Below are 13,478 nucleotides of genomic sequence, written 5' to 3'. Positions count from 1 at the left end.
TGAAACGGTTCCGTTAGCCCGAGGCTGCCGGACCGTTTTCTTTTTGTACCCAACGACAAGGCTATTCCCGAAAAGCGGGGGTAGTGGCAGGAAAGGTCAGGCATCATGATCAAGGTCCCGATGACAGGCGAGGGGTTCGCGTCATTGAAGGAAGAACTGCGCTGGCGCCAGCAGGAAGAGCGTCCACGCATCATCGAGGCGATCTCCGAAGCGCGCTCGCATGGCGACCTGTCCGAAAATGCCGAGTACCACGCGGCTAAAGAGTCGCAGAGCCACAATGAGGGCCGTATCAACGAGCTCGAGGACTTGATCGCGCGCGCCGAGGTGATCGATGTCTCGAAGCTCAGCGGCGACAAGGTGAAGTTCGGCGCCACGGTCGTGCTGGTCGACGAGGACACCGAGGAAAAGAAGACCTATCAAATCGTCGGCGACCAGGAAGCGGACGTGAAGTCCGGCCGTATCTCGATCTCCTCGCCGATCGCGCGCGCGTTGATCGGCAAAGAAGTCGGCGATGCCATCGAGGTCAACGCCCCGGGCGGCGCACGGGGTTACGAGATCGTCCAGGTGCAATTTATTTGAGGCCTAGACTGGCGTTTCCGATCTGAGCGCCAGCAGCCGCTCCGCTTCAGCCATCACTTCAGCCGGCGTAACTTTGCCGCCGGCGGGCGCCAGCAGTGTCGATGAATAGGGCCCGCGCGGGCCGGTCAGGCCGGGCTCCGTCGCCAGGAATATGGCGACGGTCGGCAGGCCGAAAGCGCTGGCGAGATGGGTGAGGCCGGTGTCGGCGCCGATGACGAGCGTCGACCGGCCGAGGATCGCAGCGACATCCGCTAGCGGCGATTTCGGAACCAGCACCGTTTCCGGCACGGCGCCGGCGATCGCCTCGGCAACACGCTTCTCCGCTTCGTTCGACCAGGTGACGATCGGTGTAAATTGCTGCGACACCAATCGGCGCGCAGTCTCGACCCAGTCTTCGACCGGCCATTTCTTGTCTTCGCGGCTGGTGCCGTGCAGCAGGAAAGCCGTTTTACCTTCGACGCCGGAAAGTCCGCCTGCCGGCGGCACTATGCCGGAGCTGAGCGTCGAGAGGTCCGCCTGATACCCCAGCGCCAGGCCGAACAGGCGTCTGGTGCGCTCGATGGCGTGCAACTCGCGCGGCACGGCGTATTTGCGCTCGTAAAGCAGCGTCGCCGAGGGCTCGCGGGCGCTGGAGCGGTCGAAGCCGGCGATCGGCGCGCCGGATTGCTTGGCGACCACGGCCGATTTCAACAGCCCCTGTGCATCGATAACCAGGTCATAGCGGCGCGAGCGAAGCGCACGTCGCAGGCCGGCCATCTCGCGCCATGTGCCGCCGTCGAACGGCTTCTTGCGCCAGCGCCGGAGCGCCACCTTGTGGATGGTTCCGATCGCCGGATGCAAGGCGACGACGGCGGCAAAGGCCTCTTCCACGCACCAGTCGAAGCTTATGTCCGGGCGATTGCGGAGCGCGTCCTCGACGGCCGGGAAGGTGTGGATGACATCGCCCATCGATGATGTCTTGACGATGAGAACCCTCATGCGGTCGCAGGAATTTCAAGCAACCGGTCGGCGGCGGCGGCGACCCGCGCGACATCGAGCGTCTTAAGGCAGTTGAGATGGCCGAGCGGGCAGACCTTGCTGTGGCAGGGCGAGCAGGAGAGGTGCAGCCAGATCAGTTCCGAACGATCGGTCAGCGGCGGCGTGTTTTCGGGCGAGGTCGAGCCATAGACGGCGACGATTGGCGTGTCGACGGCGGCGGCCACATGCATAAGCCCGCTGTCGTTCGAGACGGCTAGCTTCGCCGCGGCGATCAGGTCGATGGCATCCTCCAGCTTCGTCCTGCCGGCAAGGTCGACGGCGCCCGGCGCAAGCCTCGCGATCTCGCCGGTAACCTCAGCGTCGTTCTTCGAGCCGAGCAAGGCGACGCCCAGGCCTTTTGCCATCATCCCGCGGGCTAGCTCGGCATAGTATTCGCTCGGCCAGCGCTTTGCCGGGCCGAACTCGGCGCCCGGCAACAGGGTGACGAATTCTTTTGCGCTGAGCCCGAACCGCGCCAGCAGATCGGCCTGATTGGTGAGATCGACGGTGAGCTTCGGCGGGCGAAAAGTGCCGCCGCGCGCCAGGCCGAAATAGGCCCGTGCCGTGCGCCGCTTCACCGCATCGGGCAGCGGGACGATGTCGGTCAGCAGGCCGTAGCGCATTTCCCTCAGATGGCCGACGCGGCGCGGAATTCGGGCGAAGAACGGGATCAGCGCCGATTTCCAGCTCCCCGGCAGCACATAGGCCATGTCGTAGCGGCCGCGCAGCAGGCGGCCGAAGCGCCTGCGGCTGCGGAATTCGAGCGTGCCGGGCATCAGTGGAAAGTCGATCTGGGAGCGTATTTCGGACATGCGCTTGACCAGGGGCGCTGCCCAAGCCGGCGCGAGCACGTCGATCGCGGCATTCGGATGCTTTTCCTTCAGCGCCGCGAACAGGCACTGGGCCATGACCATGTCACCCACCCAGCGTGGGCCGATCACGAGGATCGTTGGGCTTTCAGCCATTGGACATAGTCTCTGACGCCGGTTTCGACGGTGCGGAATTGGCCATTGTAGCCGGCCGTGCGTAAGCGGGACATATCCGCCTCGGTAAAACTCTGGTAGCTGCCCTTCAGGTGTTCGGGGAAGGGAATGAACTCGATCTCACCCTTGCCGAGCGTGTCGATTACCGTCTCGGCGATGGCGCGGAACGGCTGGGCGCGGCCGGTGCCGCAGTTGAAGATGCCGCTTGAGCCCCGCTTCCATAGCCACAGATTGACGTCGGCGACGTCGCCGACATGGATGAAGTCGCGGCTCTGCTCGCCGGGGCCGAACCCGCCATAGGCGCCGAACAGCTTCGGGTTCTGGCCCTGCTCGACCTGGTTGAACAAATGGAAGGCGACCGAGGCCATGGCGCCCTTATGCGCCTCGCGCGGCCCGTAGACGTTGAAATAGCGCAGGCCGGCCACCTGCGAGTGATCGGTGTCGAAGACATTGCGGCGGACATAGTCGTCGAACAGCTTCTTCGAATAGGCGTAGACGTTGAGTGGCCGTTCGAATTCGGGCTCTTCGCGAAACTCGCTGCCGCCGCCATAGACCGAAGCCGAGGAGGCATAGAGGAAGGGCACCCGCAGCGCCAGGCAGGCGTGCAGCAGGCGCTTCGAATAAGCGTAGTTCACGTCCATCATGAACTTGCCGTTCCATTCGGTGGTGGTCGAGCAGGCGCCCTGATGGAAGACGGCGTCGATGCGGCCCAGCCCGCCATCCTCGAGCCGGGCCGGAAGCTCGTCCTTGTCGAGATAGTCAGCAATGCGGAGATCGGCCAGATTGGCGATCTTGTGGCCGTCGGTCAGATCGTCGACGACCAAGATATCGTCATGGCCTTCGGCATTCAGCGCGGCGACGATGTTGGAGCCGATCATGCCGGCGCCGCCCGTGACGATGATCATCCTTGTGAGCCTTGTTTCGTTGCCGATTCCGGCCCTTATAGGGGAGGCGCGAGCAGGTGTCGATAAAAGGTCCCCGGCTGTGGAGCATCGGCTACGACGAATGTAGGGATGGATCGGCAGAACGGCTCGCGAGATAAGCTCTGGCGCGCCGAACGGTACGTCTTCGATCGAAGCAAGCTATGGTGCCATTGAGGGCTGTGGCATGAGCCGTCGGTGTGCGTTCTTGCCGTTGGTATCAGCCATGACATCCGATTTAAAGCCAGGCCTTCACCACGTTCAAACCCTGCGGGTCGACGACTCCCTGACGGTTCCGGCCATGACAACGGCCTTTGCGGGTTTCGGCGACATGCCACCGGTTTTCGCCACCGCCTTCATGGTCGGCTTCATCGAATGGGCATGCGTCGAGGCATTGCGTCCGTTCCTGAGCAGCCATGAGAGAACCGTCGGCACCGATGTCGACGTCAGCCATGTCGCCGCGACGCCCGTCGGCATGACCGTCACCGCCGATGTCGAGCTTGTCGCGGTGCAGGGGCGAAAGCTGCGCTTCAAGGTATCGTGCAGCCACGAGAATGGATTGATCGGCGAAGGTTTCCACGAGCGCGCGGTCATCGACCATGACAAGTTCATGGCGCGTGTTCTTGCCAAATCAGGGCAGACCGGTTCGTCGCCACAGTGAGGCCGCAAAGCTCCCGCTTCAGTCGGCTCCTATCGTGAGGGATCAAGATGCCGTCGACCGAACTGCTTATCGCCTTTTCCGTCACCACGGCTATCTTCGCCTACATTCCCGGACCGGCCATGCTCTATGCCGCCGCGCAGACCATGGCGCGCGGGCGTTGGTCGGGGCTGACGGCGGCGCTCGGCATCCATCTCGGCGGCTATGTCCATGTCCTTGCCGCCGCAACCGGACTGTCGGTGTTGTTCCACGCCGTGCCGCCGCTTTACATGGCGGTCAAACTTGTCGGCGCGCTGTACCTGATCTGGCTCGGTGTTTCGCTGTTCCGCGCCAAGATCCAGGGAAACGGAACGCTTCCGGCCATCGAGCGAAAATCGGCGCGTCGCGCCTTTTTCGAAAGCATCACGGTCGAGGTGCTCAATCCCAAGACAGCAATCTTCTTCATGGCATTCCTGCCGCAGTTCATCGATGCCTCGGCGACCTTGCCGGTTTGGCTGCAGTTCGTAGTGCTGGGAACCGTCGTCAACCTGATGTTCTCGTCGGCCGACATCGTTTGCGTCTTTCTCGCCGGCGCCATGATTGCGCGCCTGCGGCGCTCCGGTCGCGCGCAGCGCCTTATGCAGCGCGCAGGTGGCGCCGTGCTTGTCGGTCTCGGCGTCCATGTCGCCTTGCAGAAGAGCTGATCCGTCCGGCGCCTTGGCCGTGCGCGATACGGCCGCCGTTGCGCTGGCCCCGATTGCGGTATATCGGCATCGCGAAGAATGAAGAGCGCCGGTTTTCCGGCGCTGCAACCCCGATCAAGAACCGCCGTTTTCGGCGCGTGCCAGTGAGATGATCAAGCACCATCTGCCTTCCCCGGAGCCCTTGCATCGCACCATCGCCCACTTCGGCGAGGTCACGGTGCTGGTGGTCGGCGATTTCATCCTCGATCGTTTCGTCAACGGCGTCATCGAGCGGATCTCGCCTGAAGCGCCGATCCCGGTGCTGCATGGGCGGGGCGAGGTGGTGGCCCTGGGCGGCGCCGGCAATGTCGTTTCCAACATCGTTTCACTGGGCGGCGCCGCGATCCCGGTGTCCGTCATCGGCGCCGACCAGGCCGGCGACAATCTCATGCGCATGCTCGGCGATCTTGGCGCCGATACGGACGGCCTTGCACAGCGGCAGGACCGCATGACCTCGTCGAAGAGCCGCTTCAGCGCGCTTAACCAGCAGGTGCTGCGTTTCGACGAGGAGGAAATCAAACCGTTGTCCAGTGGCGAGCGGGCGACGCTTGTCGAGCATTTCCAGGCTGCCCTTGCGCGCGCCGATATCGTCATCCTGTCCGACTACGGCAAGGGCATCCTGCTCGACGGCGTGGCGGCCGAACTGATCGCGATCTGCCGCGATGCCGGAAAACCGGTGCTGATCGACCCGAAGGGCCGCGACTATGCGCGCTATGCCGGGGCGACGGCGGTCACGCCCAACCGCAAGGAACTCGCCGAGGCGGTCGGACGCCCGGTCTTCGGCGATGACGAGATCGTCGCTGCGGCACGCGACCTGATTGCCGCGCATGACTTCGAGTTCATCGTCGCGACGCGCAGCGAAAAGGGCATGAGCGTGGTCACCGCGGAGGATGCCCGCCATATCTCCACGCAGGCGCGCGAAGTGTTCGACGTCTCCGGCGCCGGCGACACGGTCATCGCCACCTTCGCGCTGTCGCTCGCCGCGGGCGCCGACCGGGTGCAGGCTGCTACAATCGCCAATGCCGCCGGCGGCGTGGTCGTTGGCAAGCGCGGCACGGCGCGGCTGACAGTGGAGGAGCTTTCCGGCGCGCTGTTCCGCTCGCATGGACCGGTCGACCACAAGGACGCCATTCTCGACGCCAATGCGGCGGCCAGGATGGTGGCGGCCTGGAAAGAGGAGGGGCTGTCGGTTGGCTTCACCAATGGCTGCTTCGACATTCTGCATGCCGGCCATGTCAGCCTGCTGCACGCCGCGCGCAGCCGATGCGACCGGCTGGTGCTCGGCTTGAACAGCGACGCCTCGGTGCGCCGGCTGAAAGGGCCCGGACGTCCGGTCAACGACCAGCACGACCGCGCCTGCGTGCTCGCGGCGCTCGCCTCGGTCGATGCCGTTGTCGTCTTCGAGGAAGACACGCCGCTCAAGCTGATCGAGGCGCTTCTGCCCGACATCCTGGTCAAGGGCGCGGATTACACGATCGAGACCGTGGTCGGCGCCGACGTGGTGCAGAACGCGGGCGGGCGTGTGGTGCTGGTCGACCTCGTCGCCGGCAAGAGTACCACCAAAACCATCGGCAAGCTGCGCGCCGGCGGCGCGAATTGAGGGTTTCATGTCCGAGCTGAACGACTATCTGGTCCGCTCCGCGGCGGCGATCTCGGCAATGGTCGAGCGCGATCTCACCGGCGAGATGGAGCGCGCGGTGAGCGCGGTCGTGAAGGCGCTGTCACACGGCAAGGCGCTGCTGATCTGCGGCAATGGCGGCTCGGCGAGCGACGCCATCCACATCGCCGGCGAACTGGTCGGCCGGTTCCTTAAAGAGCGCAAGGCCTACAATGTCATCGCGCTGCCGGCCAATGCGGCGGTGCTGACCGCCTGGGGCAACGACTACGGCTTCGACACCGTCTTCTCACGCCAGGTCGAGGCGCATGGGTCGGAAGGCGCGGTATTGCTCGCCATCTCCACCAGCGGCAATTCGCCGAGCATCCTTGCCGCCGCCGAGCAGGCGCGGGCCATGGGCATGACGGTGATCAGCCTCACCGGCGACACCGGCGGCAAGCTCAAGCCGCTCACGGACATCTTGCTCAGCGTGCCGTCGACCTCGACGCCGATCATCCAGCAGGGGCATCTCTGCCTCTATCACCATCTGTGCGAGGCGGTCGAAGCGCGTCTCAGCAATGGCTGACCGCGACGGGGATTTTCCGCTCGTCGAGCCTGGCCAGTGGATCGAGCGGATTGGCGCCAAGGCGTTTCCGGCTGGCCTGCCGGCACTGTTTCTAGACCGTGACGGCACCATCAATATCGATACCGGCTATCCTGACGATCCGGACGCCATGGTGCTGCGCGACGGTATCGCGCCTGCCATAGAAGCCGCGAATCGGCGCGGCATCCCGGTCGTCGTCATCACCAACCAGTCCGGTATCGCGCGCGGCTATTTTGGCTGGAATGCTTTCGCCCGGGTCAATCAGCGGGTTCTCGACCTGCTTGCCGAGAAGAACGCAGCCGTCGACATGGTGCTGGCCTGCGCCTACCACGAAGCCGGTTCGGGGCCGCTGGCGATCGCCGATCATCCGATGCGCAAGCCCAATCCGGGCATGCTGCTCGAGGCAGGGCGCCGCCTCGGCCTCGATCTCAAGCGATCGCTGATCGTCGGCGACAAGCCGGCCGACATGGAAGCAGGCCAGCGCGCCGGCCTCGAGCGCGGCTGGCTTGTCGATGGCGAAGCCACACCGATGGGCGGCTTTTCCGTTTTGCCGCTGCGCGATGTGCGGGACCTGGAAGGTCTGCTCACCGCGATACGATCGCAATGATCGCGGATTGATTCAAAATTGAGCGCCAAACCGCTGTTTTTCCAGCGGCTTCACCGGAAGCCGGCGCATTAAGCCGGAAAGGCGACCAGCCCCTCATCCTTGACCCGGCGGATGGTCAGCGCGGTGCGCACCGTGTCGACATTGGGCGCCGAGGCGAGCTCCTCGATGACGAAGGTCTGGAAGGTGCCAAGGTCGCTTGCCACGCAATGCAGCAGGAAATCGGACTCGCCCGACACCATCCAGGCATCGCGAACGATCGGCCAGCCCCTCGTCCGCTCGGCAAAAGCCTTGAGCTCGGCGTCGGCCTGATGGTGCAGGCCGATCAGGCAGAAGGCGACGACATCCATGCCGAGCGCCGGCGCATTGAGGAGCGCACGGTAACCGCGGATGATGCCGGCCTCTTCCAGTCGCCTGACGCGGCGCAGGCAAGGCGGTGCCGAGATGCCGACGCGGCCGGACAACTCGACATTGGTCATACGACCGTCACTCTGCAGCTCTCGCAGGATCTTCCAATCGATGGCGTCGAGATCGGCTTTGAGCGGCATGATTGGCTTTCGCGCAAGAATCTTTCGCGATTTTGTAATTTGGTTTCGCGCACGAGGCCATCCCTTTGCGATGATTTTTCTGCAACTGGCTGCGATAAGGCCCTGTATACCGCTATGAAGCTTTCCGGGGACGAAGGCCAAGCTGCCTTGCTGGCTTGGCGGGCAGCACTTACATTACCGGCAACAAAACCACGGCCCTCGCGCCGCAGGGGACTTTTTCATGAACACCAAACACGCGCCCGTTCTCATCATCGGCTCCGGGCCGGCCGGCTACACCGCGGCGATCTATGCCGCCCGCGCCATGCTGAAGCCGATGCTTGTCGCCGGCCTGCAGCAGGGCGGTCAGTTGATGATCACCACCGACGTCGAAAACTATCCGGGCTTCGCCGATCCGATCCAGGGCCCCTGGCTGATGGAGGAGATGCTCAAGCAGGCCGAGCATGTCGGCACCGAGATCGTCAACGACATCATCACCGAGGTCGACCTCAATGTGCGGCCGTTTCGCGCCACCGGCGATTCCGGCACCGTCTACACCGCCGACGCTTTGATCATCGCCACCGGCGCGCAAGCCAAGTGGCTGGGTATCCCGTCCGAGCAGACGTTCATGGGCTTCGGCGTCTCGGCCTGCGCCACCTGCGACGGCTTCTTCTATCGCGGCAAGGATGTCGCCGTGGTCGGCGGCGGCAATTCGGCGGTGGAGGAGGCGCTCTACCTCGCCAACCTCGCCAGGAGCGTCACCGTGATTCACCGCCGCAACGATTTCCGCGCCGAGCGTATCCTGCGCGAGCGGCTGTTCAAGAAGGACAATGTCCGCATCATCTGGGATACCGTCGTCGACGAGATCACCGGGCAGCCGGGCAAGGCACCGCTGCCGCCTTCGGTCGACGGCTTGAAGCTGCGCAATGTGGTGACGGGCGAAGTGTCGCGGCTGCAGGTCGATGGCGTCTTTGTCGCGATCGGCCATGCGCCGGCGGTCGAGCTTTTCATCGGCAAGCTGAAGCAGAAGCCGAACGGCTATCTGTGGACGGCGCCCGATTCGACCCGTACCGACGTTCCCGGCGTTTTCGCCGCCGGCGACGTCACCGACGATGTCTACCGGCAAGCGGTTACAGCTGCCGGGCTCGGTTGCATGGCCGCGCTCGAGGCGGAGAAATATCTGGCGGGGATCGAGGTTCACCGCGAAGCGGCGGAATAATCGATCGGCTGAAAAAAGCCGTTTAAAAGCCTGATTTTTCATTCAGACGCCAAAGGCAACACGAGGGGAATCATGGCGCTGGACTGGGACAAGCTACGCGTGTTTCACGCTGCGGCGGAGGCTGGGTCGTTTACCCATGCCGCCGAAACGCTGCATCTGTCGCAGTCGGCGATCTCGCGGCAGGTCAGCGCACTGGAGCACGACGTCGGCGTGGCGCTGTTCCATCGCCACGCGCGTGGCCTCGTGTTGACCGAGCAGGGCGAGATGCTGTTCCGCACGGCACATGACGTGCTGATGAAGCTGGAGACGATCAAGTCGCGGCTGACCGAGACAAAGGATCGCCCGTCCGGCGTGCTGAGGGTCACGACAACGGTGGGGCTCGGGGCCGGCTGGCTGACCGAGCGCGTGCAGGAATTCATCGAGCTCTACCCCGAGATCAGCCTGCAGCTCATCCTCGCCAACGAGGAGCTCGACCTCACCATGCGCCAAGCCGATTGCGCCATCCGCCTGCGCCAGCCGCAGCAGCCGGATCTTATCCAGCGCCGGCTGTTTACGGTGCATTTCCACCTTTATGCGTCGCCTTCCTACGTGGCGAAGTTCGGCAAGCCCGCCTCGATCGCCGAGCTCAGGAACCACCGGATCGTCACCTTCGGCGTGCCGGTGCCTTCGCATCTGTCGGAGCTGAACTGGCTGGAGACGGTCGGCGATTTCGAGGGCGGGCAAAGAGTGCCGACGCTGCAGATCAACGACATCCTGTCGATCAAGCGCGCGGTCCAGGGCGGCGCCGGCATCGCCATGCTGCCCGACTACGTCATCAACAAGGACTCGAACCTCGTCCAGTTGCTGCCCGAAACCGAGGTGCCGTCCTTCGACACCTATTTCGCCTATCCCGACGCGATGAAGAACCAGGCGAAGCTGCACGTGTTCCGCGATTTCATCATCGCCAAGGCGCGCAGTTGGTCCTACTAGCAGGACCTGCCGATATTCGGGTGGTGCCGGCCTGACCTGGCCCACGACAGGGACTTAAGCGCGCCATGGCGTGGGGCAGCCAGCCGGCGACAGCGCGCCCGGGGCGGAGACAAAGAACAAGGCGCTGCCGGCAATTGCCGAAAAAGTTCGCATCGGGCTCTCCTGCCGCAGAAATAAACGCGACCAGCCCAAGTTCGCATCATTGTGAATTTAGCGTATTTCGGCACCGGAATCTGACCCGGTTTGCATATCAGCGATCGCTTTCAGTCCGGAACGGCTCTGGATTCGGCGATTTTTTCTGGTCCTATCGGTTCTCGCGACGGATTAGACCACAGCCTACCTCTTTTTGCATGCGTGTGTTGCAAAATAGATGCTTGTTTCTTGAGCATGATGAGCACATATATAGTTCATCTCCAGGGCGCGTTCTCCTCCCATTAGCGCCCTCGAGTGTTCCCCTCTGGAGGTTAGCCCTAATCGGCACTTCCAATCAAACTCAGCCGGATCTTTATTGATCCGGCTTTTTTGTTGCGCCGAAGTCACGCCGACACCAGAAATGCGTGCGCGCGGCCCGCGTAACAGTGACATGTAACATCGGGTAACATGTCGCAGACGCACTCTATCGATTAGGTAGATCATAGGACGCGGTTGGTCGGTCCGGGAGATGGGGGCATCACTCGGACAGGCCGGGCTCAGGCAGCTACCGCGTCCGATCCATTTCCTGATGCGGCGGACCTGCCGTTGCCTCCCAAGGAAGACAGTCCGCAATAAGAACGGCGCCCGGACGATCCGGGCGCCGTTTTCGCGTCTTCAACAAGATCCGATCAGGCGGCCTTGCCGTTGGCGTTCATCGCCTCGTCGGCGAGGCGCCCGGTCAGCTCGGCCATATGGTCGAAGACGGCCTTGTAGCTGGCGACGCCTGCCGTCGCCGAGCGCAGCTCGATGATCAGGTCGCCGATCTCGGCCTGGGGCATGGTCGCTTCGACCACGTCCCAGCCCGGCCAGCCGGGCCGCGCGTCATAGCCAAGGATCTGGCCGCGCCGCTGCGGGATCAAAGCGATAATCCTCGAGGTCGCATCTGAAGGCGTGACGATCTCGACCTTCATGATCGGTTCCAGCAGAACCGGCGAACAGGCCGCCATGCCTTCCTTCATCGCCAGCTTGGCCGCCATCTGGAAGGCCATGTCGGACGAGTCGACCGCATGATAGGAGCCATCCGAAAGGTTGACGGCGACATCGACCACCGGGAAGCCGAGCGGACCGGATTTCAGATAGTCGCGGATGCCGGTCTCCACCGACTGGATGTAGGTTTTTGGCACGACGCCGCCGGTGATGGTGTCGGTGAACTGGAAACCCGTGCCGCGCGGCAGCGGCTTGATCTCGATCACCACGTCGCCGAACTGGCCGTGGCCGCCCGACTGTTTCTTGTGGCGGCCGCGCTGCTGCGCGGATTTGCGGATCGTCTCGCGATAGGGAACGGCCGGCGAATGGCCATCGATCGGGATCTGGTTCTTGCCTTCAAGCCGCTCGCGCACGACGCGCAGGTGCATCTCGCCATGGCCCGACAATACGGTCTCCGCGGAGTCCTGGTTGTGGTGCAGGCTGAGCGAGGGGTCTTCCTCGGCTAGCCTCTGGATCGCTGCCGACATCTTGACTTCGTCCTTGCGCTCCTTGGGGCGCAAAGCGAATGCGAACACCGGTTGCGGGGGCTCCAGGGCGATCAGCGGCTTGATGCCGCCCTTGGCCGAACTCAGCGTTTGGCCGGTCCTGACATTGTCGAGCTTGCCGAGCGCGACGGTATCGCCAGCCTTGGCCGACGGCAGCTTCAACTGGTCTTTGCCAAGCATCTTGTAGATGCCGGAGACCTTCGTCGTGTCGCCGCTGGAGAGGAAGAGTTCGGCCGCGTCGGCCACCTGGCCGGAAAGCACACGCGAAATAGACAGTTTGCCGCCATGCGCGGTGTGGATGGTCTTCATCACCTGCACGACCGTCTGGCTGCCATCAGGCGCGCCAAGGCGCTTGCGCGTCGCCTCGACGTCAGGCGCGTCGTGGCGGATAGCTTTCAACAGGCGCAGCACACCGTTGCCCTTCTCGGCGGTACCGATCAGCACCGGCGTCACCGAGCCGGCGCGCAGGTCAGCGGCAAGGTCATCGAAGATCGCGTCCTTCGGCGGCTCGATCTCCTCCAGCAACTGCTCCATCAGCTGGTCGTCATGGTCGGCCAGCGTCTCCAGCATCGAGAACCGTGCCTCGAGCTCGCGCGCCTTGTCGTCGTCCGGAATCTCGGCGACCTGGCTTTCGGCATATTCGCGGTAGACATAGGCGCGCTCCAAGGCCAGATCGATCGAGCCGATGACGACACCATCCTTGCGCAATGGAATCTGGCGCAGCAGCAGCGGCGCCGAGCTGGCCGGCTGCAGCATCTTTAGCGTCTCGCGCACGCCGGCGACCGCCTTGTCCACCTTGTTGAGGAACAGGATGCGCGGCACGCCGAGATCGTCGAGCTTGCGCATGATGAGCTGAAGCGCGGGTATCTTCTTTTCGTCCGCTTCGGCCACGACCACGGCGACATCGCAGGCGGCAAGCACCGGCTCCGCCTCGAAGGCGAACTCGATTGAACCGGGGCAATCGACGAAGGTGAACTGCTCGCCCATGAATTCCGTCGTGGCAAAGGTCGCCTCGACGCTCATGGCGTGGGCGCGGGCTTCTGGCGAATGATCGGAAACCGTGTTGCCCGATGAGACGGGATTCTGGCGGGGAATGGCGCCCGTGCGGGCGAGGATAGCTTCGAGAAGTGTCGTCTTACCGCTTGCGAAGGGACCGACTATGGCGATGCATTTCGGTCCCGTGCGTCGTCCTCCGGCGCGATTACCCATGGCTGACCTCCACTCAGGCGTTTCCCTGGGAGCGGCGGCCGGCCTGTTCAGCCGTCGCGGGCGGGGTTGTTGCTCACCACCTGCCAAGGCCATCGTCACACGGGTTAGCGGAGAGGGCAAGGAAAATAGGAAATGCGCCGGCTTTGGTTTTGTGCTCGGTTTCGAACAGCCCGGTGGCTCAAGCGCTCAAAGGCGATTGCGTCGGTCGCCAT

The 13,478-nt window shown here is 63.7% G+C and carries 13 protein-coding genes; 8 read left to right on the top strand and 5 right to left on the bottom strand.

The genetic code is table 11. The features are described 5' to 3' along the window. Positions 1–105: 105 nt before the first annotated feature. Complete coding sequence (gene greA / locus CK222_RS20700) at positions 106–579, top strand: transcription elongation factor GreA (RefSeq protein ID WP_027168132.1); 474 nt, start codon at positions 106–108, stop codon at positions 577–579. A 3-nt stretch (positions 580–582) separates the two neighbouring features. Here greA and waaC read toward each other — a convergent pair whose 3' ends face one another. Genes waaC through rfaD form a run of 3 tightly spaced genes read right to left on the bottom strand, consistent with a single transcriptional unit; the run spans position 583 to position 3,484 of the window. After that, entirely contained in the window at positions 583–1,557 is a 975-nt protein-coding gene (waaC, locus tag CK222_RS20695) for a lipopolysaccharide heptosyltransferase I (RefSeq protein ID WP_095801639.1), read from the bottom strand. Next, complete coding sequence (gene waaF / locus CK222_RS20690; RefSeq protein WP_095801638.1) at positions 1,554–2,561, bottom strand: lipopolysaccharide heptosyltransferase II; 1,008 nt, start codon at positions 2,559–2,561, stop codon at positions 1,554–1,556. The genes waaC and waaF overlap by 4 nt, the downstream gene beginning before the upstream one ends. Then, positions 2,534–3,484: an ADP-glyceromanno-heptose 6-epimerase gene (gene rfaD / locus CK222_RS20685; protein WP_095801637.1), complete on the bottom strand. Its 951-nt coding sequence runs from the start codon at positions 3,482–3,484 to the stop codon at positions 2,534–2,536. Before rfaD ends, waaF begins: the two co-directional genes overlap by 28 nt. A 316-nt stretch (positions 3,485–3,800) precedes the next feature. Here rfaD and CK222_RS20680 point away from each other — a divergent pair, with 316 nt between their 5' ends. The 5 genes from CK222_RS20680 to CK222_RS20660 all read left to right on the top strand — a co-directional run bounded on the left by CK222_RS20680 (position 3,801) and on the right by CK222_RS20660 (position 7,684). After that, the gene (locus CK222_RS20680; protein WP_210201936.1) at positions 3,801–4,160 is read left to right on the top strand and encodes a thioesterase family protein; all 360 of its coding nucleotides are present in this window, start codon (positions 3,801–3,803) and stop codon (positions 4,158–4,160) included. A gap of 47 nt (positions 4,161–4,207) precedes the next feature. Next, complete coding sequence (locus CK222_RS20675; RefSeq protein ID WP_095801635.1) at positions 4,208–4,840, top strand: LysE family translocator; 633 nt, start codon at positions 4,208–4,210, stop codon at positions 4,838–4,840. 148 nt (positions 4,841–4,988) lie between these two features. Continuing rightward, a complete protein-coding gene (gene rfaE1 / locus CK222_RS20670; RefSeq protein ID WP_095801634.1) occupies positions 4,989–6,479 on the top strand; it encodes a D-glycero-beta-D-manno-heptose-7-phosphate kinase in 1,491 nt (496 codons plus the stop codon). A 7-nt stretch (positions 6,480–6,486) separates the two neighbouring features. Then, positions 6,487–7,059: an SIS domain-containing protein gene (locus tag CK222_RS20665; protein ID WP_067326675.1), complete on the top strand. Its 573-nt coding sequence runs from the start codon at positions 6,487–6,489 to the stop codon at positions 7,057–7,059. Continuing rightward, positions 7,052–7,684, top strand: a complete 633-nt coding sequence (locus CK222_RS20660; protein WP_095801633.1) for an HAD family hydrolase — start codon at positions 7,052–7,054, stop codon at positions 7,682–7,684. The genes CK222_RS20665 and CK222_RS20660 overlap by 8 nt, the downstream gene beginning before the upstream one ends. 68 nt (positions 7,685–7,752) lie before the next feature. On the opposite strand, the gene CK222_RS20655 is transcribed toward CK222_RS20660, so the two are convergent. Then, positions 7,753–8,229: an Lrp/AsnC family transcriptional regulator gene (locus CK222_RS20655; protein WP_066994506.1), complete on the bottom strand. Its 477-nt coding sequence runs from the start codon at positions 8,227–8,229 to the stop codon at positions 7,753–7,755. A 220-nt stretch (positions 8,230–8,449) separates the two neighbouring features. Here CK222_RS20655 and trxB point away from each other — a divergent pair, with 220 nt between their 5' ends. Together trxB and CK222_RS20645 are read left to right on the top strand one after the other, a co-directional pair. Further along, on the top strand, positions 8,450–9,424 hold the full coding sequence (trxB, locus tag CK222_RS20650) for a thioredoxin-disulfide reductase (RefSeq protein ID WP_095801632.1): 975 nt from the start codon (positions 8,450–8,452) through the stop codon (positions 9,422–9,424). Between the two features lie 72 nt (positions 9,425–9,496). Beyond that, positions 9,497–10,393 (top strand): LysR family transcriptional regulator, encoded by an 897-nt coding sequence (locus tag CK222_RS20645; RefSeq protein WP_095777339.1) that lies wholly within the window; start codon positions 9,497–9,499, stop codon positions 10,391–10,393. An 821-nt stretch (positions 10,394–11,214) separates the two neighbouring features. On the opposite strand, the gene CK222_RS20640 is transcribed toward CK222_RS20645, so the two are convergent. Further along, positions 11,215–13,266 (bottom strand): elongation factor G, encoded by a 2,052-nt coding sequence (locus CK222_RS20640; protein WP_067326663.1) that lies wholly within the window; start codon positions 13,264–13,266, stop codon positions 11,215–11,217. Between the last annotated feature and the right edge of the window lie 212 nt (positions 13,267–13,478).

Source organism: Mesorhizobium sp. WSM3866, from assembly GCF_002294795.1.
In the GTDB taxonomy this organism is placed as follows: domain Bacteria; phylum Pseudomonadota; class Alphaproteobacteria; order Rhizobiales; family Rhizobiaceae; genus Mesorhizobium.
Note: the sequence above shows the minus strand (reverse complement) of the source record. Positions and strands in the feature narration are given on the sequence as shown.